Raw genomic sequence first — 26,594 nt, 5'->3', positions numbered from 1 at the left:
TTATTGGTCGTAACCAAATTTTCTTAATTTATTTTTATTTTTTCTCCAGTTGTCCTCCACCTTGACATGGGTTTCCAGGAAAACTTTTTTGCCGAAAAACTTTTCCAGTTCCTCCCTGGCCAAAGTTCCAACTTTTTTTATTGCGCTACCCTTATCTCCAATGATGATACCTTTTTGGCTGGACCGTTCTACAAATATCAAGGCCCGGATCCGGATCAATTTATTGTCTTCCTTAAATTCGTCAATAGCTACTTCTGTGCTGTAAGGGATTTCCTTTTTGTAATTGGTAAATACCTTTTCCCTGATAATCTCAGAAGCAAAAAAACGCTCAGGTCTATCCGTGAGTTCCTCCTTGTCATAATAGGGTGGATGAATCGGCAGACGGTCCAGAATTTCCTGCAACACCTTTTCAATATTGAAATTTTCTGTGGCTGAGATGGGGATGACGGTATCCGCCTTCAGTCTTTCGGTCCAATACTGGGTTACTTCTTCCAGTTTATTGTCCTTGGAAAGGTCTATTTTGTTGATCACCAATAAAACCGGAACCCCTGCAGCATTGATTTTTTCAATGATTTCTTCTATCTCCTCTTCAGTTTCAAATAGATCCGTAACAAAGACGATAACATCGGCATCTTCCAAAGAAAGGTTCACAAAGCTCATCATGCTTTTGTGCAGTTCATACTTTGGTTTGAGCATGCCGGGCGTATCCGAAAAAACAATTTGGTAATCCTTATCATTCATCAAGCCCAATATCCTATGCCGGGTGGTTTGGGCTTTGGAGGAAATAATGGAAAGCCTCTCACCCACAAGCACATTCATCAAAGTGGACTTCCCCACATTGGGTTTGCCAATAATATTTACAAAGCCAGCTTTGTGTGTTTTTTCCGTCATCTCAATAATTTTTTACAAAGGTACTTGTTTTTTTCCTAGTGAGCACACTTTTCCAGAAAAGCCAAATAAACTTTGGTGTATTTTCAAAAAAAATGCAGGGGTGCCGAATAAAAATGGGGGGACTGATAACCTATTTGAAGTAGGGTTTTAAGGCTTTAAATCTTCTTGTTTACATTTTATTGTGGTTGAAATGCATTAAAATTTATTCTTTTCAAATCAAGCTGTCAAATAGTTAAATTTCTGAAAATGAGCGTTTTGAAATTATTTTTCAAGTAAAATTCTTATTGTTATGAACAGATCAAATGCTTGCCTGTTGGTCCTGTTATTTATTGCCGCATGTACCCAGACAGAACCTGAAAGCCTACAAAAAGGTGTTGTTAAATTTTTCGCGGTTTCTATTAGCGAATTTGATAGCAATATTCCCAACGGAAGAACGTCTGAACCCTCCACTTGGAAACATATCTTCAGGGAATCTGCTACCATTGATATCATCAACCAAGCCACTGGATAAGAATACTCGCTTGAATACAATCCCAATGACTTTACCGAAGCTTACAAAATCAAGCTGCCCTATGGAGAATATACTTTTAAATCAGAGGTAGAGGGAGGGGAGTTTGAAAGCTTTTTGCCATTTAAAGTGGAAGTGGAATTTTCGCTCCATAACACCAACCTAACTATATCTCTTCAGGCAAGTACTGAATATGGACTGATAACGGTTGGAACTGAGTATGTGGAATCCTCTCAAATTGGGGACGACCATAAGCTTCATTTGACGGAAAACAGCCATTATTTATACGTATACGTTAAAAAAGGCCTCAAGCCCACTTTGGAAATCTATGAGTTTTTCAATGGTAGTCCTTTTGAGAAGCTTATTGAAGTAAAAGCCTATGTTCATTACCATTTCTTTTTAAAACTAACCGAAGGTGAGGTGAGCTATATAGAATTGGCTCTTGGGCCGTTTGAATATTATGAAGAGTATTTTGAAGTAGGGAATAATAATCGAGTGTATGATGCCAGCGGAAATGCCTATAAAGTAGTTAAAATTGGGGAACAGTATTGGATGGCGGAAAACCTGAAAGCCACTAATTTTTGTAATGGTGAGGAGATTCCAGAGGAAATGGCCCCCTTCCTTATGGAGCAATATTTTGATCAGAGTATGTCGGCTGTTGTCCTGACCTCGGCCAACCTTTATCCAGTTTGCGGGTACTACACAGTATATGCGGTAAAAGATCAAAGGAATATTTGCCCTTGTGGATGGCATGTGGCCACAGATGAGGATTGGAAGGAATTAGAGTCTTACCTTGGTATGCCGGTTAATGAATTAGATAGTTTTGAAGAGGACAGAGGAAAAGAACAAAATTTAGGAGGGAAGTTGAAGGCGACTGATTGGAGAGATCTAAGAAACCCTCTAAGTCCGGGTTTTAATAATGATGCTACAAACATAACCGGGTTTTCTGCCTATCCATTAGAAGAAATGATATTCTGGGATGTGGTTGATCCAGATGACCCAGACAGCCCAGGCTACTGGGTAATAGAAGGAGATAATAACGCAATATGGTGGGTTCCTGGAAATGGTCTTTACCCCATAATGAAACGGGCTATAAACCCGAGTTTCAGTAGCTCTGCTGAGGAATCCAGTTCTACAGGTATTGCTAGAAAATTATCCTCAATGAAAAGTACAAACCTGTTACCAGTACGCTGTGTGTCTATTCCGGCGATGCTGGGCCAGTGTTTCCGGCGTATACTGGGCCACGGATTCCGGGAATCATTGGGCCACTTTCCAAGTGCAATAATAGGGTTAAAATTTAATTGTCCAACTTCTTTTTGCTTCTCATGGATTCTCCTTCCAGTTCTATCCTATGTGAGGAGTATACGAGCCTGTCGAGCACGGCATCTGCAATGCTGTCATCACCAATGGTTCCATGCCATTGGCTGACCGGTATCTGTGATGCAATGATCGTTGAACTTTTCTCATAGCGGTCTTCCATGATGTCCATAAGGGCAATCCTGGCCTGCCCATCCATCGGGGCCAGACCAAAGTCGTCCAAGATGAGCACATTGGTTTTTTCGAGCTTTTTGAGCAGTTTATGGTAGGTACCTTCCAGCTTGGCCAATCTTACCGCATCAAAAAACCTGGCCGTATTGTAATAAAGCGTCCTGAACCTGTGCTGGCAGGCCCTGACCCCAAGACACTGGGCCAGGTAACTTTTCCCGGATCCGGTGGCCCCGGTAAGGATGATGTTCGTCCGGTTTTTGATGAAGGCCAGTCCGAGCAATCTCTCAAACAGCCCCCTGTCCAGGTTACGGGAGTTATGGTAATCAATGTCAGTTGCCGCAGCGGCCTGTTTAAACCCTGCCTGACGTATGAGGTTGTCTATGCTTTTGTTCTGCCTGTACTCCCATTCGCTGTCCACTAGAAAGGCCAACAGTTCGTCGGCCGACATGTCCTGATAGAGATGTTCTGTCAGATTCTTGTGGTAAAGTTCCGCCATGGTACCCATGCGCATCTGTTTCATTTTTTCAATGGTGTTGTGTTCGTTCATAATTCATTTGGTTGGGATATTATAATTCGTTTCATCAAGAGGGCGGCCTGTCAGCTGTAGGAGCCCCTGATGTTCTTGTGACCCGGGGTTAAATGATCCTTGGCAGGAGGCAGTTCCTCGAGGTCCATTTTGTTTTTAAGTATCCTTTCAAGGGTATGGTAGGAGGCTTTTTCGAAGCCCAGTGCCCGTTTACAGGCCCTTTCCAGACGCTCCTGTCCATAGCTTTTCAAGAAGGAAAGAATCCCCTGTGCCTGTTTGTAGCCGATTTCGGGATAGGTGTACTGGCCGATCAACGTTCCGATATACTCCTGGGTGTTCGGACCAACTTTTTGTGCCCTCCGGTCAAAGTATTCCGGGCTCCAGTCATTGTAGTATTGGTGGTTGCTGGGCATATGTTCCCCGATGGTGATGTACTGGCCTTGCCGGGAAGCCCTTTTGTGGGATGCGATCCGCTCCTGACGGTAAAATATCTCCACGGTGTTCCGGTTGTACTGTAACTCCACGCTCTTGCCCATATAGCGATAGGGACAGCTATAATAGTTTTTGTCCTCTCCCAGGTAAACATGGGAGGATTTCTGGACGGTGGCCTTTTTATAATAACGGATGCTGTAGATGCTTTTGGGAAGGGGCTGCAGGAACTCCTTTTCGATGTCCAAAAACTGGCTTCGCCTGCTGCCCTGTCCATGGCTGAGCAGGTAGTCATTGTACTCCTCCAGTTTTTCTGCAATGGCCGCATTGAGCTCCTCCAGGCTGAAGAAGGTATGGTTGCCCAAGGGGTAATAGATCCGTTGGTAGACCAGGGTGACCGAACGCTCCACGAGTGATTTGTCCTGCGGGCTATAGGGCCGGGCAGGATCAAGGGCGCAGCCGTAATGGAGGCCAAAATCCGAAAAGGTCTTGTTGAGGACCGGGGCATATTTTGAGGCCTTGTCCACTGCTGATTTGAGATTGTCAGGGACGACGGCATAGGGTACCCCGCCCATCCAGCCCAGACAATAGACCAGACAGCTGATAAAATCCTCCCGTTTTTGGCTGGGCACCGCCCTTATGTAAGTGTACTGGCTGCAGGGCAGGACACCAACAAAAACCTCTACGGCTATCTGCTCCCCAGTCCGGCGGTCAACGTAGTGCAGCTTCTTTCCGCAAAAGTCCACGAAAAGCTTTTCCCCGGCACGGTGGGACAGCTTGCCACTGGCGTTGTTGCGCTTCTTCCATTGCCGGTAGTGCCAGGTGAACTGGCTGTATTTATAGCCTTCCGGATTTTGGGAGATATATTCCTTCCACAGTACCTGCAGGGTACAGCCGGGCTTTTTCATCTCCCCGTCGATGTGGGGAAAACACCCCGAGAGATGCTCATAACGTTCCTTTTCGGTCTGCCCTGTCTCGGTGAAAAGTTCCTGTAGATCTTTGCCGTCAAGGGAGAGCAGTTCCCCGTACCCAAGGGAAAGATCCCTGAAACGCCTGACATAACTGTCAACGGTCTTTCGGTTGACGCCCAATAGGTCTGCCACTTTTCGGTTGCTAAGCCCCTTCTGCTTGAAGGTGATCAAACTTCTTAAATCCATGATGTCTATTCTTTGTCCTGCCATGTAGTTGCTGTTATTCGACTACAAGGCTAATAACTTATCATGGAAAGTGGCCCAATGACCTCCGGTACCAAACAGCTCGGGAATCCTAAAATGGCCCAGTGACCTCCGGAAAACCGACTCTATTTTTGGCCCAGTGATTCCCGGAATGGCTGGCCCGCTATCACCGTAAACCGTGGCCCAGTGACCTCCGTTTTAGACACGCTGTGTAAAGGATTAAATGCAAAAAAAAAAAAGCATAACGCTTAATTTAATATGATAATGGATGTATATCTGGTGCATAAGAAGTTCATAGGAGGTCCGATGAGTCAAAATTTTGGAAAAAAAGGATACCATTTCTAGTGTCCTTATAGAAGCGGGAACCGGATCGACCTGATGTCAGCCTCAGGCTAATATGAACCCACTGAGCTAAATTTTATGCATAAAAAAAGGATACCATTTGGTATCCTTCGTAGTAGCGGGAACAGGACTCGAACCTGTGACCTTCGGGTTATGAGCCCGACGAGCTACCAACTGCTCCATCCCGCGATATATGTTTTGTCTATTGACTTCTATTTGTTGTCCGCTCCTTGCTGAACGGTGATACAAATGTAGGGGGTTGAACTGTGATAAGCAAGCCCTGTATGCGTTTTTTTACGGTTAAAATTGAGTTTTGTTTAAATTTCCTGTAAATCAGTTGGTTATTTTTTCTTATTCCTCATTTATCAAGTATGCTAATGGGATTTTTCTAAAACTCATCCTTTTGGGCAGGTTGTCCGTTGATCACAAATAGCCCCCCTAGTCTATATATTCTAAAATTTCTCTTCATTTGCTCGAAATAATCAAATTCAAACCTATACGGCTTAAACTGAAAAAATGGGCATTGTGACCGGGCATGGAGAAATATCGAAGGGAAAGATCCAGATTGACTTTTTTCAAAGACTTTTGGATGGCGCCTCCAGCCCATAATCCATTTTGGTTTTTTTCCATGATAAATGGGGTTCCCCTTTCTACTTTATTTACCTTATCCCCCATAATTTTTTGGGCATCCCATTTTGTTTTTTCTCCAAATGGTAATCCACATTTAGGCCACCCTGAAAACTCAATGCAAATTTTTCATAAGGTACCGTGTATTTGAGAGATAGGGGGACCGAAAAGGTAGTCAGGTTGATATTGGAATTATGGATTTCGGTGATGCTCCTTTCAATAATTAAGTGGGAGCTATAATGGGATTTGAAATAGTGAACCTCAGTTTGAAAAGATATCCGCTCGGATAATCTAGGGGAGGAAAGAGTGAAAATTACACCAAATGAAGGGGCCACTGAATAGTACGGTCCATCCAGATAAAATAGCAAATTCTCAAATTCTTCATAAATCCCCAATTTGGATTGGTGCATTCCAATGCTTGCTCCCACATTTAATTTGTAATTTGGTCCAGGGTTTGGATTCCTTGAAGGCCACAAAATCCCCCCCTTTGCATTGATTGTACCGGGAAACCAAACGGCTAAGGCTATTTTCTTGTAAACTTACCCTTTGGGCCAACTCATTGGGCTTAGAAAGGAAATCGGAGATAAGGAAAGCTACTATTCTTCAACATTTCTTGTCTTCATAAACTGCTTTTTTTCCTCTATAATTTACTTCGTTGTCTTTGGGTTGAAGTTTGTATGTTTTGCCCTCCTTTTTTAAAAAATATTGGGACTTGTATTTGTAAAGGCTAAGGTCCCCAAATACCAGGGTTTCCACAAATTTTCTTTTAATGATTTCTGCACTATAAAATTTACCTTGTTGGAAGCCAAAACCGTGAATTTGGTTGGGTTGATAAGTGGTGAGTTCTCCATTCCGTTTAAATTGGCAAGAGTTGTAGTTTTTAAATTCGGACCTTGAGTTAATCAAACCTTTAAGGGTGTCATTTTCCAGATTTATGATAAAGGCTTCTTTAAAATTATTTTGGGCCTTTACCTGAAAAAAAATGCAAGAGAATAAAAGAAAAAAAAGGATTGAACTGGATTTCATATTTTAATGCTTTTAAAAGTGAAAATCTTAATTAGGGGATAAAAATGTACTCCACTGAATCTCAGGTCAAATATAGAAAACGAATCTTTTAGGCAATTGATTGCTTAAAAATAAGTTTAGTCAAATCCTCAAAGTTTTTTAATGGGCTCTAAATTAAAACAAGTATGAATTTTTTAGCCGGTTATTTGATTTTTAGGGCTTGTTCCGTAATTTTCTCCCAAATTAATTTTAACATCATTGAGATGCTTACCCTATCAGAAAAAGAAGTTAGTACCATTGCCAAATATCTTTTAAAAGGCAAAGTATGTTATTATCAGGAAGACAAAAAGATTATTCATCACCTTCCAGATGAAGAAGAAAATTTTTCGGAAGATTTGACCCTGGAGGAGGAGGATTTATTGGACGAAATAGATGCTGATCCTATGAATTATGCAGAATTTGTGAAAATGGAACCTTCACAGGAATCCTTTATTATGGATCAGTTTACGGATCAGTTTGTGGAAAACCGTTCTTTCCAAGAAGATTTGTACGATGCCCTGACGAAAAACAAAGCCATGGAAAGATTTACCTTTTTAATTGAGGAATCCCAAAGCTATAAAGAAAAATGGCTGGATTTCCGCTTTAACAAATACAAGGACTGGGTTTTGGAGCAGGTCGACAGTTATAATTCCCTTGAGGATTGATAATGTTGGAAAGCTGAATGGTTTTAAGGTAAAAAACTTGAATTAATAAACAGTCCCCTAAAATTTTATCCTTCTATCAGGTTCCCCTAAAACCCCTCTTTTACCACTTTAGTTGTATGGAGGGGATATAGTAAACCTTGTTGAGTAAATTTTCTTATGTCCAATGACTCTTAAAAAAACCAATGGACATTATTCTGAAAGTAATTTTTCTTTTATTCTGCTAAATTGGTTAGATTTTTTGTTCGGCCGGAAATTGGGAATTTTAAAGTGGTTCCAATGCCGTTAATATAATCGGGCTTTCCTACCCGGGTTTAAAAAACTAATTTGGCTATATGAAATTAATAACCAAACCTTGCCTGTTGATGCTGTTACTTTTTGTCAGCTTTCAACTTGAGGCCCAAGAAGTACAGAATTGGACATGGGGTGGTCCCAAAGATCCACTGCAAAATCAATATAAGGTGAAGCATTATTTGTTAAACCTGGAATTGTTACCCAATACAAAGGCCATTGACGGTTATGTGGAGGTTAGTTTTGAAAAGACTGGGGCACTGGATACTCTTAGGCTAAATCTTATTGAAAGATATACAGTTCTCAAAGTGGAAATGGCAGGGAAAAACATTTCTTTTGATCATCATGGGGATACTTTGGATATTTTCCCTGTCGAGGATTCGGGTAATAAAGTAAAGGTTTTTTACCGTGGAAAAACTCCCATTGCCACCAATCCTCCCTGGGTGGGGGGATTTACCTGGGAAAGAGACCAAAAAGGAAATCATTGGATGGGGCTTTCCTCCCAAAATGAGGGAGCAAAAATTTTTATGCCCTGTTTGGATCATCCTTCCAGTGAGCCTTCAGAAGGAGTGGATTTACATTTTAAGGTGCCTTACCCCTATTTTGTTGCCGCAAACGGGAATTTGATTTCCAATGATACCAAAACCGGCTTTAATTATTTCCATTGGGCTACCGATTATCCCATCAATAATTACAATATCAATTTTACCATGGGAAGGTTGCATCTTGAAGAAAAAACCTACACCTCCCGGGGTGGGAGGGAAATTCCCATGAAAGTGTATGTCCTGGAAGAAAATGCCGCTAAAGCCCCAATGCTTTTGCAAATCCTGGAAACTAGCGTCCGTACCCAGGAAAAATATTTTGGTGAGTTTCCATTTCCTGAAGACAAAATAGGCTTGGTTGAAACACCTTATTTGGGTATGGAGCATCAGACCATCAATGCTTATGGAAACAATTACCAGTTTACCAGGATAGGTGAGGTCTATTATGACTGGCTTTTATATCATGAGCTGGGACATGAATGGTGGGGCAATAAGGTTACGGTTGCAGATTGGGCAGATTTTTGGATCCATGAAGGCATTTGCTCCTATGGTGATTGGCTATTCTATAGGGAGCATGGTGGGGAAAGTGCCTATCATAAACATGCAAGGGATGTGGCCAGGTCTATCAAAAATGAAAACCCTGTTGCTTTTCCAGCTCAAACCACCACTGATGAGGCTTATCATTCAGAAATTTACAGTAAAGGAGCGTTTATACTCCATTCATTACGATATATTTTGGGGGATGATGTCTTTTTCCCTATGCTAAAGGCTTTTGTGGAGGACAAAGCTTATACCTATGAAAATCTGGTTGGTACCAAAGATTTTACTGATTTTGTGCAGCGTTATTCTGGAAAGGACCTTCAAGGTTTTTTTGATTTGTATCTCTATACCACTGAAGTGCCCCATGTAAAAATTAAGAAGAAGGGAAAAAGGAAATATGAAATCCAACTGGACAATATTGATTTTTCCCTACCCATGGAAGTAGAGACCTCTAAAGGAGTGGAGCGGCTGATTTTGGGTCCCGAACCTGTAGAAGTAAAAAGCAAAAGGCCGGTTAAAGTGGACCCAAAGGGCTGGTATTTGGTTAAATAAGATTGGGGGGTTGATTGATTAGAGTCAGAAGGTAATGTGAAAGGGAATTGTCGGATTACCCAGGACGTGCCATATACGCAATATTTCAATTACTAAATACTTTCAATACAAATTGCGGTTAAATTTGAAATGTAATATCGCGCTAATTTTGCTAGATTTATACAACTAATTCTTTTTGATCATAAACCAAAATGAAAAATACCATGAGAAAAACCAACAATTTAATTCTTGGCTTAGCCCTGTCAGGGCTCCTTTTCTGGCAATGTGGGGGCGCTGAGAAGACCAAAGAAAAAGCCGAAGAAATTGTAGAAGAGGTAGTGGAGGAAAGTGTGGAACCTTCCTTGACCTATTTGTGGGAAACTTCAGAAGAATTAATTACCTGTGAATCGGTATTGGTGGATGAGGCCACCGGAAAAATTTATGTTACCAATATTGATGGCAACCCAACAGATAAAGATGGTAATGGATACATTTCCATCATTAATGATAAAGGGGATATTGTGGAAAAGAAATGGTTGACTGGCTTGGATGCTCCCAAGGGAATGGCTATCGATGAAGGTAAACTATATGTGACCGATATTGATAAATTGGTTGAAATAGATATTGAATCTTCCAGCATAAGTGAAACTTATCCCGTTTCCGATGCGGTGTTTTTGAATGATGTGACAATTAATGATGGCGTTGTTTATTTTTCGGATACCCGTACAGGAAAAATCCACAAACTTGAAAATGGTGAAGTCTCCCTATTTGCAGAAGGCCAGGAGAGTATCAATGGCTTGCGTTTTGCCGATGGTGTTCTTTATGGATTGGATGGCTCCGGCCTTAAAGAATACAAAAAAGACGGGTCCTTCACATTGTTAAATGAAAAAGTTGTTGGTGGTGACGGTCTGATAGTTTTAGGTGAAGGAGAATTTCTGGCCAGTAAGTGGAAGGGTGAAATTTGGGTTGTAAAGGGGGAAAAAGCCTGGAAAGTTTTGGATTCCAAAGCGGATAATTCAAATACTGCAGATATTGGCTTTTTGAAGGATGAAAACATTGTTTTGGTACCTACCTTCCAAAGAAATAAGGTGGTAGCTTACGAGCTCAATTATTAATGTTTTATCTCCCCAGGATATACATCCCCATAGGCTTTTTAAGAAAAGCCTGTGGGGTGTTTTTTTACTAAGTAATTTTTAAGATAAGGTTACCTTCCTTATTCACTGTGGTTTTCTAACCCGAATTGAAAAAATAGACTCATGAATTTGTCTCTTTCTTTACTTTGAATGTTTTTATTGTTATTTTATATTGGCCTTGCTTGATTAATGCCTACCTTGTGCTGTTTTGGAAAACATCTTCCTTAAAGGCCCGTTTTCATTATTATCCACACTTGGGTAAAAGTGGTAAATTCAAGCCGCTGATAAAGAAAACGGAATTTGATGGGAATTTCCTTGATGGTTCATTAATGAAAAGTTTATGAAAGAATCAGAAGATATTAATTACACATTGGAGAAAAATTTGGAAGTCATCAGTCAATTAAATGAAATGGTAGATGATGCTGTGGACAATATTTTGGTGGATCCGGATGAATGCTGGCAACCCACCGATTTTCTTCCTGATATGGCAGAATCTGATGCCTTTGATGAAATAAGAAAATTGCAGGAAAGGGCGGCTGGAATACCTGATACTGTAATTACTTCTTTGATTGGAAACATGATTACGGAGGAGGCATTGCCCAGTTACCAGACTTATTTTAATTTGGTGGAGGGGATCAACCCAGAAGGCAATTTACTTAGCCCTTCTGGCTGGGTAAAATGGTCCAAAGCCTGGACAGCGGAGGAAAACCGGCACGGAGACCTCCTGAACAAATATCTTTATCTTTCTGGCAGAGCGGATATGCGAAAAGTGGAACAGACCATTCACCGCCTGATCTATAATGGATTTGATCCCAAATCTGAAAAAGATCCGTTTCAGGCCATTATCTATACATCCTTCCAGGAAAGGGCTACAAAAGTTTCCCATGTGAATACCGGTAAATTGGCGGATAAAGCGGGGGATCATGTTTTGGCTAGAATATGTAAAACAATTGCAGGGGACGAGTCAAGACATGAAAGGGCCTATAAATCTTTTATGTCAAGGATTTTTGAAATAGATCCCAATGGAGCTATGCTGGCTTTTGAAAAGATGATGAGAAAGCAAATTGTCATGCCGGCTGTACTGATGGGAAAAGGAGGAGATAATCCTACCTTGTTTGATCAATTTTCTGCTATTACACAGAAAATAGGGGTTTATACCGGATGGGATTATGCCAGGATAATTGATCATTTGGTAAAGTTATGGAAGATTGAAACCATTACAGGTTTAGATGGTGCGGCAGCAAAAGCGCAGGACTATTTGTCGGGCCTATCCTCAAGATATATGAGATTGGCAGACCGAATGAAAACACCCGATGAGATAAGCTTGGCTTGGTTAAAATAAAAATTATTGGTTCCAGTCTTCAGACTGGGACCCCAATGTGTTTTGGATCAGTCAGACCTTTTATTACACAAACCTAGTCCAAGTCTCCAGACTTTGACTTTTTCATTTCTGGATTTTCGAATTGATGGGAGAGGCAATAAAAAAAGAGGTCTAAAAAAATTAAGAATTAAAATGACCTCTTTTAAATTTTAAAACACTAAAATTGGAAGTGGAAAAAGTTGCTTAATCACCCATATCAAAGGTAACACTTATATAAAGACCAAAAAATACCCCAATTGGGGTATTTTTTTTGTTCGTAAATGAAATGATAGGTGTATTTAACGAGCTGGTTTGATGATAATACCAAAAAATGGTGAAGTGTGAAAAGAAATTTCAAGCCTGTTTTTCCGCTGCGATTGCTATTTTTAATTGAAAGTAGGAATAACGCTCTCCAAAGTGTTCTTTAAGTGGCCGGAGGTAGGATGATTCCTGTCTCCTGTATGCAAGGCGGATATTCAATAAATCATCTTTGGAAACTAATTCCTCTGGATCAATTTTTCCTTCTATTACCAGGTTGGCCAAATGTCCTTCAACTGTGGTTAAGGCCATTTCACGAATTTGAGCGATTTGGAAATGGTTTTGGCCTTCCCTGAAATATTTTAGGGTCAAAGCCTGGGAGTTGGAATTCCCTTTTGACCTGGAGTTGGATACCAGCTTTTTACGCGGTTTTAAATTATGTTTGGTAATATATTTTTGGATGAGATTTATGAATTCAGTGCCATAATTTTCCGCTTTCACCTGTCCTACTCCGGAGATAGTTAAAAGTTGATCCGTTTTTATGGGAAAATAGGTGGCCATTTCAGTAAGGCTGGCATCTGAAAAAATCACATAGGGAGGTACATTTTCTTTTTGGGCAATTGATCTTCTTAACAATTTTAGTCCATCTAATAAAGCCTCTTCATGTTGGGATTTTTGGTTTTTGGAAGAAATGGACTGGTCCATGGCCAGCAAAATTTTTTCTTTGGTTTTTAACTTTTCCCAGGCCATGGGAGTTAGTTTAAGGGTAGGGAATTTTTGCCCAGCCTCTGCCAGGTATCCCTCTTGAAGCAATTGGTTTCCCAGTTTTTTCCAAAAATCCTCTGTTCTGTCTTTTCCAATGCCATAGACGGATAAGGATTGATGTTCAGCTTGCAACTTTGAGGATTTAGACCCCCTTAATACAAGATTAATATAGCCTAAACCAAAGGCTTCCTTGAGTCTTGCTACAGCAGAAAGGAGCATTTGTGAGGGGATGGTCATGTCCTGTTGGTTTTCCTTTCCAAAACAGATGTCACAATTGCCGCAAGGATCAGGCATTTTTTCACTGAAATAATTCATTAAGTATTGCCTTCGGCAAGTACTGGTTTGGCAAAACTCCCTCATTCGATTGAGCTTGGATTTCATGATCTCCACATACTCCGGGTTGTCGGAATTTTCCAGCATTCTTTCCAAGGTCATAACGTCCTGCGTGCTGTAAAACATCAGTGCATCGCTGGGAAGCCCATCTCTTCCTGCACGGCCGGTTTCCTGATAGTAGCCTTCTACATTTTGGGGCATGTTCATATGTACTACAAAACGTACATTGGATTTGTCTATGCCCATTCCAAAAGCTATGGTTGCCACCATGATTTTTACTTCATCCCGAATAAATTTCTCTTGATTGGAAGCCCTTTTGTCCCGGTCTAACCCAGCATGGTAGGGGAGGGCAGATAAGCCGGCTTCTTGCAGTTTTTCTGCGGTATCTTCAACATTTTTACGGGAAAGACAATAAACAATACCAGTATCCTTTTGGTGAAATTCCAAAAATTCCAGTAGCCTATCAAACGAATTCCTTTTGGGAGCAACTCGGTAGGTAATATTGGGACGGTCAAAAGAAGAAATAAACCATTTGGGTTTGATGAGCCCCAGTTTTTCAGCCATATCCCGTCTGGTTTGCTGATCAGCAGTGGCTGTTAGGGCAACAAAGGGAACTGTTGGAAAGGCTTTTCTTAACTTTCCTATTTTTAAATATTCGGGCCTGAAATCATGTCCCCATTGTGAAACACAATGGGCTTCATCCACAGCGATAAGTGAAAGTTTGGAGGATTGCAGTATCTCGGTGAGAGGAACTGCCCCTCCAAATAACCGCTCCGGCGCAACATATAATAGCTTTATTTTACCCTTCTGGATTTCCTGGGAAATAAACCTTTGTTCGCTGGTACTTTGACTGGAATTAAGGAAAGCTGCCTCGACCCCATTGGTCCTTAAGCTATCCACCTGGTCCTTCATCAGGGCAATTAAGGGGGAAATAACTAAAGTTAAACCCGGTTGGACAATGGCAGGGATTTGGTAACAAATCGATTTTCCCCCACCTGTAGGCATCAGGACAAGGGTGTCATTTCCTTTTAATATGGAATTAATAATGTCTTCCTGGTTCCCTCTAAAGCTGTTATAGCCATAATAGTCTTTAAGTGCCTGAATTGGAGTCATGGGTCAAAATAATGGATCAAAACATGAAATTAATGATCTTTTTTAGAGAAAGAAAGTTGTAGAGAGCAGCTGTTGAGCTTTTGAGTTACTTTTTACCAGGTAGAAGTTAGAAAAATAGGTGTATTTAGAATTAATTCTTAGTGAAAGGATCATTCTATTTGTTTTGATCATTGAACCAGCCTATTAAACAAATCACTTTGAGGTTAGAATAATATTATAATTATTAAAATAAAAATGGGTTAGGTGATATATTAATCCATAATTTTTTATTTTGAATAACTTGTTAAATGTTATCAATATTTGATGTCATTTTATTTATTTTCCGAAAAACTTGATCAAGTTCATTTGTAGATTGCTCAAGAAGTGGCAAAAGGTCTTGGGTTTCTGAAGGATTGTTCAAACTATCACAAAGCAAATTTACGATTCCCATTATCCTAGCAAGTGGAGTCCTGGTAATATGTGATTGTGTCCAGGCAATTTCTTTTAATTTTTTGTTTTGAGATTCAATAGTTTTTATGTAGTTTTTTATTGGAGTTATGTCTCTTATATTTGCAATCCAATGCGTTATTCCTTCATATTCATTTTCGACAGGTGAAATTGCTACACTGTTCCAAAAAGCTTCTCCGTTTTTTTTGAAATTAACAATTTCAATTTGGCAAGGGGTCCCTTTTTTAAGTGATTTTTTTAATTTCCAAATGCTTTTATTGTTTTGATTTGATCCCAATAAAAATTCCGGAGATTGACCAACAATTTCTTCTTGGGTATATCCAGTGATTTGAGTAAATGCCTCATTTCCATATTGGATTTTTGGACCCTTTTGGTCATTTATATTATTGTCGGTAATGATAACTCCATCTTTAGTATTCGTTATTACTGATTCGAATAATTCAGATCTTTCCCTTTCTTTTTTCTGGGAAGTTATATCTCGAAGTATTCCCTCCAGTTTAAATGGTAAGCCGTTTTTCTTTATTAGAAAAGTTTTTTGGTAGACATATTTTTTCTGTTTATTTCCACATGTAATCCAAATTTCTAATTCTGAAAATTTTTTTTTCGATGTGTCAGATAGAAGTTGTTTCCTAGATTTGTTAAATTTTTCTCGGTCCCTTGGATGGATCATGGAAAAATAGGTTTCATTAGTAGGAGGACCTTGGTTAGGGCCCATTTCCAGAATTTTGTATAATTCCTTAGACCAATAGACCTTTTCGGTATCAAGGTACATTTCCCAATACCCTGTTTTCCCAATTTCCTGGGCTGTTTGTAATTTCTTGTTGGTTTTTTTTAATAATTTCAAATTGGCCAATTGACCTGTAATATCTTTTGCTACTGCTACTCTGGCTTGATGATTTCCAAAATCAATTGGCCTTCCGTCTATCTCAACTTTTATTTCGTTTCCATTTTGGGTAATAATGGAATAGATCCCTTTTCTAAAATCCCTTGGTTTTTGTTGTATTTCTTGGAGAGTTTGATTGACTGATTCTTTTTCTAAATTGGGAATGAAGTCTAAAATAGTCATTGCACTGATTTTTTTTTCTGAAAAACCTAAGAGGTCAACAGCGACTTCATTAATGTCAAGGAGTTGAAAATTGTTTGTGTCATAAACCCACATAGGAACTGGGCTTAAATAAAATAGTTGACGGTATAGTTTCTCAGAATTCAAAATTTTTGATTGAATTCGTTGCTGCTTAATACTTAAATAAATGCTTTTGGATAAATAGGAGGCGGATAGTTTATTTTTATTTAGGTGGTTTGTTGCTCCCAGATTTAAGGATTTTATACCAAGGTTTGGGTCATCTATTTCACTAAGGGTAATAATAGGGGTTCCCTTTGCTCTTAAGGATAAAGATTTAGTTAAAAAAATTCTATTTCGGCTTTGTTTAGGTAAACTAAATAAAATAATGTCATATTTGAAGGGTTTAGATAAAAAAATGAAAGAATCCACGCAATTAAAAACATGATGAATGATAGGTTTGTTGTACTTTTTTTGTAGAAATAATTTTATTTTTAAATAATCATTTTTATTTCTTTCTATTAAAAGAATTTTAATGTTCATTTTGTTTATAAAGTTGGTTTTAGTAAGGAATTTGTGATTACAGTAAATTCTTTGAGAAAAATTAGTTTGGGCCTAGATTGGATTAGGAAGATTGTTCTTCTAATGATAAAACGAAAATAATAAAAACTTTACTATAAGTGAAAAAAATATAGTTTAATATTTAAAGTGCAAAAAAATGGTTTTAAATACTTTATATTCAAATATGAAATTAGATTTTGTTTGTTTATTATAATAGTGGTGTGCCTTTTTAGTTCTAATATTCCGATAGTTTTCACTATGTAATAACTTAAACAGTTTAAATTAAAGAAAGATTTAATTGGGGTGGAAAAAGAGGGAGTCCTCCAAATTAACCTTTCAAGGAACAAAATGAAGAGGTTTAATTTGTTGAAGTATTAATCTAATTAATTGAATTTTCTTTTTTATGAAAAAATTGATTTTTTTGTTTCTGATTATATTTCTCTTTATCATTAAGTTGATATAAAATTTCAATTAAAAAAAGACGGGGTTGGGAAATGAAATTAAATTATCCAATATTATTGGTTTAAATAATAATTAGTTAAACTGTTAATCCTCGAAGGGCTTACAGCTTTTACTTTGTAGAATTATAAAAAAAATTGATCTACTTCTTTTTAAATTTAACTAATAATTATTTTAATCACTGATTTTGGAAAGCAGTTTTTTTAATGTCCTTTGGTTAAAGGGTTTGCTTATGAAATGATTGAATCCTGCCATTTTTGCTTTTTGAATGGAATCTTCATCCTGGTAGGCGGAAATACAGGCCAAGGGCCCTTGGTAATTGTATTCTGATTTGATTATTTGGGCTATTTCCAACCCGTTCATTCCAGGAAGGTTGAGGTCAGATAAAATAAGGTCAAATGATTCCTTCTCCATCAATTCCATGGCTTCTTGCCCAGATGATACTACTCTTGGGAAAAGTCCCTCCTGTTCTAACATATTTTTACAGACCATTTGTACAAATTGATCGTCGTCAATAAATAGGACTTTCTTTCCCTGAAATTGATGGATGATTTCTTTTTTTGTTTGATTTGGGGTTTCGGTTGAAGTTTTTAAAGGTAGAGAAAACCAAAATAGAGACCCAGGTTGATCTTCATTATTAGGGTCTACAGGGCTAACAAATCCATATTTACCACCAAATTTATCGATAATCATTTTTGAAATGGCTAATCCCAAACCCGTTCCGCCATTGGTATCGAAATTACCGCTTTGGCTGTATTCCTTGTATATTATTTCTTTAAAGTCATTGGATATGCCAACTCCAGTATCTTCAATTTCAAAACGATACCAATCCTGACCATCCACAGTTTCGCTTTTTTGTGCCCTAATAGTTACTGACCCATTGGTGGTGAATTTCAGGGCATTATTGACCATATTGCTCATGACCTGTTTGAGCCTTAGCACGTCAATTTCCAATGGAGGTAAAATTGGACTTTCCGTTATGATCGTATTGCCTTTGTCATTGGCCATAGGGGTGTATAGGATCTTGACTTCCTCAATGATGTCCTGGATATATCCTGGTTTAAATTGAAGGTTGAAGCCCGAATCATTGATTTTGGAAAAATCCAAAACTTCATTGACCAGATTCATCAGGGTGCTTTCCGAGATAGAAAGATTGTCAAGAATTTCCTTTTGTTCCTGATTTAAGGGTGAATTCCTAAGTTTTTCTGTAAGGCCGATTATCCCCTGCATGGGAGTTCGGATCTCATGGCTGACATGTGCCAATAACCGGGATTTCTTTTTAAAGATTTTTTTATTGCTGTTTACTTTCCTTTTAAGATTAGCTTTCATCTTTTCATTTAATTCAAGATGGGTCTCAAGTTCCCTGATTTTTTCCTTTTGCTGGTTGATTACGGAAATTTGATGGCAAATTAATTTCAGTTGGGGAAAGTAGATTTCATTAAGTTTAGTTGGGTCAGATAATTGGGGGTCTGCCAAAAACAAATTTCCAATTAATAAGGATTTTTCATTAATAATCGGAAAACTAACAAAGGGAGGGAACTGGACTATTTTTGTGGATATTAGGACCTGGGCAGGGTCCAGGTTTATTATAGGTCTGTTTTCCTCGATTGTTTTTTCAATAATGGATTGATTGATATGGTGTAAATCAGGGGATAGGTTCCCACTGCAATAAATTTTAAGGTCTTCCATGCAAAGATTTAATATGCAATGGGTGGCCTTAAGGAGGTCTTGGGACAAATTGATTAAGCACTCATAGGCTGGATCATTTGTCGTCTTAAAGGGGTAATCGTAAGACACTCGCTTTTCCATGAAATTGGCTGGGATATTCCGGTTTTTTCTTTATTTCGCCTAAAATTAAAGTAAAATAATTAAAAAATACAAAAATATGTTTAAGAAGCGATAAACTGTATGTGAAACAAAAATGAATAGGATTTAAGCGTTGATTATTAAATAATTATGGAAGTTTTTTAAGTCCGGTCATTTCATTATTATAAAAATGTAAAAAATAATGAAAAATATTATTTATGTCATTAAAAAAAATAGAGCTAAAAAATAAGGACCAAAACCTGTTGAAATCATCTTTTTCCAGGTTAAAATTAACCATGTGGTTATTTCGGTCTGACCATGCCAGTGATTTCGGTCAAACCGTGCCACTAAGAAAGATCATTTAAAGTAGGTTAATTTTTATTCATTTTTCAAGATTCCCTTTCTCAAAGATTCCCCTTTGAGGTCTATTCTATGGGAAGAGTTTACCAGTCTGTCCAGTATGGCATCTGCGATGGTTCCTTCCCCAATGATATCGTACCAGGTGGATACTGGCAATTGGGAGGATACAAGGGTTGATTTTTCGGTAAACCTGTCATCAATGATGTCCAATACTATTTCCCTTGCCGTTGCATCAAAAGCCTGCAGCCCAAAGTCGTCGAGTATGAGCAGGTCGGTGTTCTGGAGTTTCCTCAGTTCCCTGAGGTAGGTTCCGTCGGCTTTGGAGAGCTTGAGTTTTGACAGCAGCCTTGAGGTGCTGCTGTATACTGTCCTGTACCCCATCAGGCATGCCTGGTTTCCCAGGGCCTGTACCAGATAGCTTTTCCCTACCCCCGAAGGTCCGGTAATGATAATGTTTTCTTTTTTGTCCACGAAGCCAAGCCCTGCAAGCCTGGTGAACATATTCTTGTCAAGGTTCCTGCTATGGCTGTAATCGATGTCGGCAACGGATGCTTTCTGTTTGAAAGCGGCCTTTTTGATCAACCGGGCCATTTTCTTGTTCTGCCGGTCTTCCCATTCGTGGTCTGCCAGTAGGGCGATGTATTCATCGGCGGTAAAGTCGGCGAACCTGTTGCTGCCAATGTGTTGATGATGGAGCTCTGCCATGGCACTGAGCCTCATCTGCCTGAGTTTTTCTACTGTCTGGTTACTGTTCATAATTGTTTTGTTTATTGGTAAGTGGATGCACCCCTGATGTTTTCGTGGTCGGGAATATGGGATTCTTTTTTGTCCAGCTCTTCCGGGGTGACCTTGTCCAGGTTGTTTTCAAGTATGTTCCTGATCCTGCGGTAGGATATTGCCTTGGCATATATGGCCCTGCCACATGCGGAGTCCAGTCTTTCCCTGCCATAAAGCTTTGCAAGCTTTATGATACCCTGTGCCCTTTTGTAGGCCGTTTCCGGGTAATCTGATTCGATAAAAAGTTCACTGATACATGTGGCCACATTGGAGCCCAAGGGAGCTGCCTGCTTCTTGAAGTAGTCCGGGCTCCAGTCGAGGTATTTTTTGTGTGTACTGCTGAGGTGTTCCCTGTTGGTGTTGTAGCAACCCTTTGCCCCGTTCCTTTTGTGCAGGGCGATCCTTTCATGGTAATGGTAGACTTCCACGGTGTCCCTGGTATAATGGATCTGGGTGGACTTTCCGATATACCTATACGGGACACTGTAATAGCTTTTGTCCGGGGAGAAGTAGACGTACCCTATCTTCTGGACCTTTGCCCTGGTATAGTCCTTGAGCTGGTATATGCCTGTGGGAAGCGGTTTCAGGCATTCCCTTTCCATGGACTGGAAAAGCTCCCTTCTACTGGCCTCCTTTCTCTGGAAAAGCATGTTGTTGTAGTTTTCCAACAGCCTTCTTATCTCCCGGTTCAGATCATGGATCGAAAAAAAGGTCATCTCCCGAAGGGGATAGTATATGCGCTGGTAACTCAGCTGTACCGCATTCTCGACCAGTGCTTTGTCCTGGGGGCTGTATGCCCTGGTGGGATTGATGACACAATCATAGTGCCTTGCAAAATCCTTAAGGGAACGGTTGATCTCCGGTTCATATTTACTGGCCCTGCTGACCGCCGATTTTAGGTTGTCCGATACCACGGCCCTGGGGACACCCCCAAAAAACCACATCATGTTGTTCATGCAATGGACAAGGTCCTCACGTTTCTGGCTCCAACATGCCTCTACATAGGTGAACAGGCTGAAGGGAAGCACTGACACAAAGACTTCCGCCTTTTTGACTTCCCCGGTATCACGGTCCACGACTTCTATCTTTGTGCCCGCAAAATCGATGAACACCTCATGGCCTGGAAGGTGTTCAAGCTTCATGGATCCCTCTTCCCTGGGATATTTTCTATGGTAATGCTCCATGAACTGCGTATAGCTGTAAGGAGAATCCACAAGCTGCCTGTACTCCTCGTAATGGTGCAGAAAAGTAAATCCCGGGTGGTTTCTGGCGGCTTTCCCTTGGTCAAAATAACGCATCAGGGCATCAAACCTGTCATTCTTTATGGTTGTGCGGGAAGGGAACAGCTCCCTTAATTTAACGCTGGTAAGGGACAGAACCTCATCAACTTCGTAGTCCGAGGCTGCAAGCCAGGAGATGTACTGGTTGACCGTGTTGCGGGAAATCCCCAGTACGGCACCTATTTTCCGGTTGCTGAGCCCGTCCCTGTGTAAACTGAAAATCTGCTTTATATCCATAGGATCAAGTATGTTGGCCATATCGCTCTTTTTTACAGGCGATATAGCAGGTTAAACTTGATCTTTCAAAAGTGGCACGGTTCGAACCGAAATCTGCCCTGGAATTGGCACGGTTTAAACCGAAAGGACTGGCACAGTTTGGCCGAAAAGGGTGGCACAAATCAAACCGTTATATCCACCATGTAAATATGGCAAGTATATGGTTAAAAAGACTGGTTTTTGGGTTGGTTAGATGTTTGTAATTTACCTTCCCATGGCACTACTTTCCTTTTTAGCTTGGGATTTATTTTATTGGAAATATTAATATTGCATTGGATATAAAATAAATTTACCATTACCTTTTAGGTTTATGAATTACTCGGCTTAATTCCGGTTTTTCATCTTTGTATCTGGAGTTGGTTGATTTTATTAATGGCTAACCGAAAAAAAATGAATTCGGTTAGCATTCTTAAAAAAGTCTTTTGCAATCTTCCTGTCCAAAGGTACTTTGACAAGGAGGTGTAAAGCTCAGCGGTTTAGTACTTTTAATCTTTCTACCCTTTTTCCCCAAGAAACTTCCAGGATCAATAAGCCTTTAGGGGCTCCGGAAATCAATTGATCCAGCCGAATGGTAGATGGTGGGTTAGATACTTTTAAAAAGGCCTGAGAAGTTTGTCCGGGTAAATATAGGCTGATGGTAACATTGTCATCAATGGAAGTAAATTTATTATTTGCAGTAATATTTAAATTGTCACCATTAGTTGGATTAGGGAAGGCCATCCATTGTAACTGGCTGGGGTTTGGCTTCATGCCAATGTTTACCATCACAGTTTTGCTGTAGGTAAATTTGCCAGTTAAATCTACTTGTTTAAGCCGGTAATAAATTCTTTCTCCCGATTGCGGCAGGTTTAAATCCTGATATTGGTATTCGGAAAAGGTGTCTGCCCAGCCCCTGGCCTGGATTTCTCCAATAACCTCAAATTGTCCAATTCCATCTACAGAGCGTTCAATTTCATAATGGCTGGTCTCCCATTCTTTGGTTGTGGACCATTCAAGAAGGGATTCATCCATGTTGGGGATTAAATTTGCCTCTACATCATACCATATTACGGGAAGGATACGGCAGTTTCCTTCTTCGAATTTTCCTTGGCGTTTTTCAGTTTTTTTGATTCCCTCAGGAAAAGTATTGCAAGTAAATAGGGTAGCATCATCAGCTACAATTTCAGCTCCTGATCCATTTGTGGAAATTGCACCTCCTACATCAATATAACTCATTCCGTCTTGATCTCCTCCTGCATCATCAGCATCCCCAATAAAAGTTAGGGATGAATTTCCATTCATTTCTAAATTTCCATCAGTTTGGGAAGCTTGTACTTCTGCATCTTCCTCCACAATAAACCTAATGTGGGAATTCCCACGGATTTTTACTGATGTGGAATAAAAATTTCCATCAACATTGATGGTAGAATAATTTGCGGGATCGTTGGATGGCGTATGAACTTCAGTGTATCCAGCTATGTCAACCGCGCTATTGTCATCAATATTAAATACAGATTTTCCCCTCATATATAGGGAACCAAGATTTAAATAGTCTGTAATTTCCTCTTCGGGTTCTCGTGGCGCTCCTGTTAATGAAAGGACTCCTAATTCATTTATAGTTAATTGTCCACTGATATCAATGGATTGATTGGCCTCCTCAAAAATAAAATCAATATCCCCATCTGAAGCAATCGCCGCGTCCCCATTGATATCCAATGAACCTCCGGATTGAATGGTAATGGATTTAAACTGTCCTCCAAAAGTTGTAGTCCCAGCTGTTTTGGTCATAGGGCTTTGAATTATTACGTGTACTTCACAGGTTCCACTAGGATTTGTCGGTGGGGTATCACTGGTAGAATTGGTGCATCCGGATCCATCATTGGTCTTGGTCCAACAATTGGGATCGTCCCAATCCGTGCATCCTGATACAGAAGTATAGGTCTGGGCTGAGGCAGACTGGCCCGTCATAACCATTATAGTAAAAAGCACAATGGTCCAAAAAATAGGTTGTGGTTTTGGAGTCATATACTTCTGGGTGATAGATAATTATTCTTTTCAAATGTACCTAAAAGAATTATATTTTGCAATTAATTAAAATAAGTATTGAAAATTTTGTTTTGAAGGATATTTAAATGTTTTTGGGGATTAGAAAAATGTATTTTATGGAAAATTTTAGTTCTAATATTTGGTGATAAATGCTCGAAATAGGTTGTAGATAATAAAAAATACAGATCTGATGTAGAGCATTATATCCTGTTTTTTGGGATTGAAATTTTTTTATCTAGTTCTGCTTGAGAATACCCACCAAGGTCGCAGTTCTCCTTGGGGATATCCCATGGACTATTTGGGTGCAGGTTTGCCCTTTTCAGGATGAAGGATTTTTCTCGGAGAAGCCGAGTGCGCAAAGATTTCCTAACCTAAATTTTTATCGAACTCTTCGATGGTCATATTTAATTTTAAGGGCAATTGGTCTCCTTTAATCGGATTAAGGTAAACTTTCCCAATAGGGCTAATTTACTTCGATTTTTTGGTTTAAGATTTCAACATTACGGTTTTCCTTTCAGCTACTAATATTCAGTCAAGGTTGACCTGCTTTACCTTGTCGTAGGCCTTGCCTTCCTGATGGTTGAATGAATTCCAAAAGTTGTTATTACTCCAGTTAGGCTTATATGCAATTTGATCGGTTAGAATAACTTTAGAAGGACTTGTACCGGATGAATTATCTTTGGGAAGTACTTGTTCTAAGTTTAGAAAAGAGAGACTAATTAAGGAGGTGTTCCTTCAATTTTCATTATTCCAAGTATCGACGTATCCAAAAATTCCATGGGAATAGGTATAGTTTGTCCCATTGTTTGTTAGGAAAACATCATTGTCCCCTAAAAATAAAAAATCAAATAATTCAAACTGTGTGCCATTGTTGCCTGACTCTAAATGTCTGTGTCTGGTGTGAATAATCCATTTATACATCAAAATGCAAATTTGAAATCTAAGAAAAAAGGATTTAAAAATTGATGTTTTTCCTGATCTTAAGGAGTAATTTCAGCAACTGAATCACATAGCTGTTTGGTTAAGATTTGTCTCCGATTTTATTTCAAAAGCTTTAATTCACCCCAGTCCTAATTTATGGATGAGTAATGGACTTACTCCTCTTTTTGTCTGGACTTAAGGAATATTAAATAAAATAAATCAGAAATAAAAACTTTACATATACTAAAAAATGTTGATTGTAATCAAAAAAATGTTTATTATTGATAAAGGGTTTTGGTAATGATATTTCACCGATATCATTTGTAAGTATCAGTAATTCAGATTTTTAGATTTTTAGGTTTTTTAAGAAAATGATTTGAAACATGTTTACTAAATCAATAGGGCTTTGTCTTTTCAGTTTCCTGTTATATTCTATTTCAATTGCCCAAACCTACACTTATAGTCCAGGAAATTCAGGATGCGACCAAACTTGGACCAATGGAAATTGTTGGGACAAGGTAAATATCACCGGTTGCAACAAAAACTCATCAAGCACCTATCCACCATTGGTAGATAGCGGTAATCTCCCTGGCTTTAACGATAATAATTTTAAAAATAATTGCGAGGTTAATGTGATTATCAATTCAGATTTGGTGATAGACCCAGGGTATGACTTCTCTTTCTATGCTCCAGAATACAATATTACAGTTGATGAAAATATTAGTTTGGTATTGTCAAACAATCTTTACCTTAATCCGGCTTCCCAATTAAGTATTTACAATGCGGTTCCAACAGGAGAAATTTCCCATGTATTTATTAATGGGGATATCAATTACAATAAACAATCCACATTAAATATTGGGGATGGGATAGAATTCGAAGTCACAAATGTTAAAAATGCCTTTGGGAATTCGTATGAAGGTACCTCAATTAATGTGGCTTCAGATGCAGTGTTGAGGGGAAGTGGAAACTTTAATTTTACAACAGGAAATACCAATATTTTAACTGTTGAAGGAATATTGGAGGTCAAACAATTGTATTTGGATGCCGGGGAACCTGGTTATGAAGATTCTTTTATTCCAACCAAAAATCAACTGATATTAAGGGGTAATGGAACTGCAAATGTTTGTTCCGGAATTCAAGCCCAAGGAGATTCATATATCCTGGTGGAGGAGAATGCAGTATTGAACCTGACAAGTTTAAGTCTTGCTGGGCGGGCTATTTTTGACAACAAAGCTACGGCTAATCTCCAGGCCATAGCCCTTTCAGGAGATCCTTATTTCAGGCTTTTTGATGGTTCAGTAACTTCTTATCAAACGTATTCGAATACCTCTTCAGAGGCAAAAATATTTAAATGTGGAACTGAGGTCAATCATCCTTCCGATGCAGTCAGTGGATGTAATGCTCCATTTGTACAGGAAAGCTCAGAAAGCTATTGGGAATCTATTACCGGTGATTGGTGCTTTAGGTTATTGCCGGTGGAATACCTTTATGAGGAAATTAGGTTTGATGAAAGATCAAAAAAAGTAATACTGGAGTGGGCCACAGCCAAAGAATGGGAAAACAGCCATTTTGAGATTGAAAGAGCCTTGGATAATTCCCTAAATTTTGAAAAAGTAAGTGAAATTCCTGCAGCAGGATGGTCAAATGAAGAAATGAAATACCGATTTGAGGATGAATTGACTTCTCCTGTTGGGGACAGGGTTTACTATAGAATCAAACAGGTGAATTATAATGGGACTTTTAGCTTTGGAAATACACTATCCACAAGGGTGCCATGCCAAGACCGTTCCAACCAAGGCTGGAAAATTTATCCCAACCCCGTAATTGGAAACCAAATAACTGTTTCTAGGGGTAATCTAACCAAACCCATAAATGGGCCGGTAACCTTTAAGTTAATCCATCCTTTCGCCAATCATTGGGAATATTCTTTGGAATCATTTAATGGACGAATGGACATTTGGTTACAGGTATCATCCGGAATACCTACCGGTTTATCCATATTGGAAATAAGTTATGGGAATCATAAAGAATTTATCAAAGTGATAAAAAAATAATTTAATT

The 26,594-nt window shown here is 39.2% G+C and carries 19 protein-coding genes, 1 tRNA gene and 1 pseudogene; 8 read left to right on the top strand and 13 right to left on the bottom strand.

Annotation, left to right across the window (positions count from 1 at the left end; translation table 11 throughout):
* A complete protein-coding gene (gene era / locus QWY93_RS05600; protein WP_290247183.1) occupies positions 1 to 891 on the bottom strand; it encodes a GTPase Era in 891 nt (296 codons plus the stop codon).
* 289 nt (positions 892 to 1,180) lie between these two features.
* Between era and QWY93_RS05595 the strand changes: the two genes are divergently transcribed.
* Both QWY93_RS05595 and QWY93_RS05590 read left to right on the top strand, forming a co-directional pair.
* Positions 1,181 to 1,402, top strand: a complete 222-nt coding sequence (locus tag QWY93_RS05595; RefSeq protein WP_290247182.1) for a hypothetical protein — start codon at positions 1,181 to 1,183, stop codon at positions 1,400 to 1,402.
* A 126-nt stretch (positions 1,403 to 1,528) separates the two neighbouring features.
* Positions 1,529 to 2,584 (top strand): annotated as a pseudogene (locus QWY93_RS05590) (fibrobacter succinogenes major paralogous domain-containing protein); the annotation flags it as partial.
* Positions 2,585 to 2,696: 112 nt separating this feature from the next.
* Here QWY93_RS05590 and istB (QWY93_RS05585) read toward each other — a convergent pair.
* From istB (QWY93_RS05585) to QWY93_RS05560, 6 genes are all read right to left on the bottom strand, one after another.
* Positions 2,697 to 3,434, bottom strand: a complete 738-nt coding sequence (istB, locus tag QWY93_RS05585; RefSeq protein WP_290246277.1) for an IS21-like element helper ATPase IstB — start codon at positions 3,432 to 3,434, stop codon at positions 2,697 to 2,699.
* 50 nt (positions 3,435 to 3,484) lie between these two features.
* Entirely contained in the window at positions 3,485 to 5,023 is a 1,539-nt protein-coding gene (gene istA, locus QWY93_RS05580; protein ID WP_290246278.1) for an IS21 family transposase, read from the bottom strand.
* 452 nt (positions 5,024 to 5,475) lie between these two features.
* A tRNA-Met gene (locus QWY93_RS05575) sits at positions 5,476 to 5,548 on the bottom strand.
* Positions 5,549 to 5,824: 276 nt separating this feature from the next.
* Positions 5,825 to 6,034, bottom strand: a complete 210-nt coding sequence (locus QWY93_RS05570) for a hypothetical protein (protein ID WP_290247181.1) — start codon at positions 6,032 to 6,034, stop codon at positions 5,825 to 5,827.
* Positions 6,019 to 6,414 carry a hypothetical protein gene (locus QWY93_RS05565; protein WP_353959621.1) on the bottom strand — a complete coding sequence of 132 codons (396 nt, stop codon included), beginning with the start codon at positions 6,412 to 6,414 and terminating at the stop codon, positions 6,019 to 6,021. Before QWY93_RS05565 ends, QWY93_RS05570 begins: the two co-directional genes overlap by 16 nt.
* Before the next feature lie 175 nt (positions 6,415 to 6,589).
* Positions 6,590 to 7,012 carry a hypothetical protein gene (locus QWY93_RS05560; RefSeq protein WP_290247179.1) on the bottom strand — a complete coding sequence of 141 codons (423 nt, stop codon included), beginning with the start codon at positions 7,010 to 7,012 and terminating at the stop codon, positions 6,590 to 6,592.
* Between the two features lie 242 nt (positions 7,013 to 7,254).
* On the opposite strand from QWY93_RS05560, the gene QWY93_RS05555 reads away from it, so the two are divergent.
* The 4 genes from QWY93_RS05555 (at position 7,255) to QWY93_RS05540 (ending at position 12,071) form a co-directional block, all read left to right on the top strand.
* Positions 7,255 to 7,695, top strand: coding sequence for a UPF0158 family protein (locus tag QWY93_RS05555; protein WP_290248829.1), 441 nt, complete (start codon positions 7,255 to 7,257; stop codon positions 7,693 to 7,695).
* 332 nt (positions 7,696 to 8,027) lie between these two features.
* Positions 8,028 to 9,617, top strand: a complete 1,590-nt coding sequence (locus QWY93_RS05550) for a M1 family metallopeptidase (protein ID WP_290247178.1) — start codon at positions 8,028 to 8,030, stop codon at positions 9,615 to 9,617.
* Between the two features lie 191 nt (positions 9,618 to 9,808).
* The gene (locus QWY93_RS05545; RefSeq protein WP_290247177.1) at positions 9,809 to 10,711 is read left to right on the top strand and encodes an NHL repeat-containing protein; all 903 of its coding nucleotides are present in this window, start codon (positions 9,809 to 9,811) and stop codon (positions 10,709 to 10,711) included.
* Positions 10,712 to 11,069: 358 nt separating this feature from the next.
* Positions 11,070 to 12,071, top strand: a complete 1,002-nt coding sequence (locus QWY93_RS05540; protein ID WP_290247176.1) for an acyl-ACP desaturase — start codon at positions 11,070 to 11,072, stop codon at positions 12,069 to 12,071.
* 372 nt (positions 12,072 to 12,443) lie between these two features.
* On the opposite strand, the gene recQ is transcribed toward QWY93_RS05540, so the two are convergent.
* The 3 genes from recQ to QWY93_RS05525 form a co-directional block, all read right to left on the bottom strand.
* Positions 12,444 to 14,558: a DNA helicase RecQ gene (gene recQ / locus QWY93_RS05535; protein ID WP_290247175.1), complete on the bottom strand. Its 2,115-nt coding sequence runs from the start codon at positions 14,556 to 14,558 to the stop codon at positions 12,444 to 12,446.
* Positions 14,559 to 14,841: 283 nt separating this feature from the next.
* Positions 14,842 to 16,608 (bottom strand): PAS domain-containing protein, encoded by a 1,767-nt coding sequence (locus QWY93_RS05530; RefSeq protein WP_290247174.1) that lies wholly within the window; start codon positions 16,606 to 16,608, stop codon positions 14,842 to 14,844.
* A gap of 651 nt (positions 16,609 to 17,259) precedes the next feature.
* Positions 17,260 to 18,774: a response regulator gene (locus tag QWY93_RS05525; protein ID WP_290247173.1), complete on the bottom strand. Its 1,515-nt coding sequence runs from the start codon at positions 18,772 to 18,774 to the stop codon at positions 17,260 to 17,262.
* 335 nt (positions 18,775 to 19,109) lie between these two features.
* Here QWY93_RS05525 and QWY93_RS05520 point away from each other — a divergent pair, with 335 nt between their 5' ends.
* On the top strand, positions 19,110 to 19,256 hold the full coding sequence (locus QWY93_RS05520) for a hypothetical protein (protein ID WP_290247172.1): 147 nt from the start codon (positions 19,110 to 19,112) through the stop codon (positions 19,254 to 19,256).
* A 13-nt stretch (positions 19,257 to 19,269) separates the two neighbouring features.
* On the opposite strand, the gene istB (QWY93_RS05515) is transcribed toward QWY93_RS05520, so the two are convergent.
* The 3 genes from istB (QWY93_RS05515) to QWY93_RS05505 form a co-directional block, all read right to left on the bottom strand.
* Complete coding sequence (gene istB / locus QWY93_RS05515; protein ID WP_290246385.1) at positions 19,270 to 20,007, bottom strand: IS21-like element helper ATPase IstB; 738 nt, start codon at positions 20,005 to 20,007, stop codon at positions 19,270 to 19,272.
* Positions 20,008 to 20,018: 11 nt separating this feature from the next.
* On the bottom strand, positions 20,019 to 21,545 hold the full coding sequence (istA, locus tag QWY93_RS05510; RefSeq protein WP_290248800.1) for an IS21 family transposase: 1,527 nt from the start codon (positions 21,543 to 21,545) through the stop codon (positions 20,019 to 20,021).
* A gap of 507 nt (positions 21,546 to 22,052) precedes the next feature.
* The gene (locus tag QWY93_RS05505; RefSeq protein ID WP_290247171.1) at positions 22,053 to 23,588 is read right to left on the bottom strand and encodes a hypothetical protein; all 1,536 of its coding nucleotides are present in this window, start codon (positions 23,586 to 23,588) and stop codon (positions 22,053 to 22,055) included.
* Positions 23,589 to 24,913: 1,325 nt separating this feature from the next.
* Here QWY93_RS05505 and QWY93_RS05500 point away from each other — a divergent pair.
* Positions 24,914 to 26,587 (top strand): hypothetical protein, encoded by a 1,674-nt coding sequence (locus tag QWY93_RS05500; protein ID WP_290247170.1) that lies wholly within the window; start codon positions 24,914 to 24,916, stop codon positions 26,585 to 26,587.
* Positions 26,588 to 26,594: the final 7 nt, after the last annotated feature.

Source organism: Echinicola jeungdonensis (genome assembly GCF_030409905.1).
Taxonomy (GTDB): Bacteria; Bacteroidota; Bacteroidia; order Cytophagales; family Cyclobacteriaceae; genus Echinicola; species Echinicola jeungdonensis.
Note: the sequence above shows the minus strand (reverse complement) of the source record. Positions and strands in the feature narration are given on the sequence as shown.

Excerpts from the sequence above, each read along its gene's own strand:
- QWY93_RS05555 (WP_290248829.1), top strand. The coding sequence starts at position 7,255 with ATGCTTACCCTATCAGAAAAAGAAGTTAGTACCATTGCCAAATATCTT.
- istA (WP_290248800.1), bottom strand. The coding sequence starts at position 21,545 with ATGGATATAAAGCAGATTTTCAGTTTACACAGGGACGGGCTCAGCAAC.
- QWY93_RS05550 (WP_290247178.1), top strand. The coding sequence starts at position 8,028 with ATGAAATTAATAACCAAACCTTGCCTGTTGATGCTGTTACTTTTTGTC.
- QWY93_RS05560 (WP_290247179.1), bottom strand. The coding sequence starts at position 7,012 with ATGAAATCCAGTTCAATCCTTTTTTTTCTTTTATTCTCTTGCATTTTT.
- QWY93_RS05570 (WP_290247181.1), bottom strand. The coding sequence starts at position 6,034 with ATGGGGGATAAGGTAAATAAAGTAGAAAGGGGAACCCCATTTATCATG.
- QWY93_RS05525 (WP_290247173.1), bottom strand. The coding sequence starts at position 18,774 with ATGGAAGACCTTAAAATTTATTGCAGTGGGAACCTATCCCCTGATTTA.
- recQ (WP_290247175.1), bottom strand. The coding sequence starts at position 14,558 with ATGACTCCAATTCAGGCACTTAAAGACTATTATGGCTATAACAGCTTT.
- istA (WP_290246278.1), bottom strand. The coding sequence starts at position 5,023 with ATGGCAGGACAAAGAATAGACATCATGGATTTAAGAAGTTTGATCACC.
- QWY93_RS05530 (WP_290247174.1), bottom strand. The coding sequence starts at position 16,608 with ATGAACATTAAAATTCTTTTAATAGAAAGAAATAAAAATGATTATTTA.
- QWY93_RS05540 (WP_290247176.1), top strand. The coding sequence starts at position 11,070 with ATGAAAGAATCAGAAGATATTAATTACACATTGGAGAAAAATTTGGAA.
- istB (WP_290246385.1), bottom strand. The coding sequence starts at position 20,007 with ATGAACAGTAACCAGACAGTAGAAAAACTCAGGCAGATGAGGCTCAGT.
- QWY93_RS05505 (WP_290247171.1), bottom strand. The coding sequence starts at position 23,588 with ATGACTCCAAAACCACAACCTATTTTTTGGACCATTGTGCTTTTTACT.
- QWY93_RS05520 (WP_290247172.1), top strand. The coding sequence starts at position 19,110 with ATGTCATTAAAAAAAATAGAGCTAAAAAATAAGGACCAAAACCTGTTG.
- istB (WP_290246277.1), bottom strand. The coding sequence starts at position 3,434 with ATGAACGAACACAACACCATTGAAAAAATGAAACAGATGCGCATGGGT.
- QWY93_RS05500 (WP_290247170.1), top strand. The coding sequence starts at position 24,914 with ATGTTTACTAAATCAATAGGGCTTTGTCTTTTCAGTTTCCTGTTATAT.
- era (WP_290247183.1), bottom strand. The coding sequence starts at position 891 with ATGACGGAAAAAACACACAAAGCTGGCTTTGTAAATATTATTGGCAAA.
- QWY93_RS05545 (WP_290247177.1), top strand. The coding sequence starts at position 9,809 with ATGAAAAATACCATGAGAAAAACCAACAATTTAATTCTTGGCTTAGCC.
- QWY93_RS05595 (WP_290247182.1), top strand. The coding sequence starts at position 1,181 with ATGAACAGATCAAATGCTTGCCTGTTGGTCCTGTTATTTATTGCCGCA.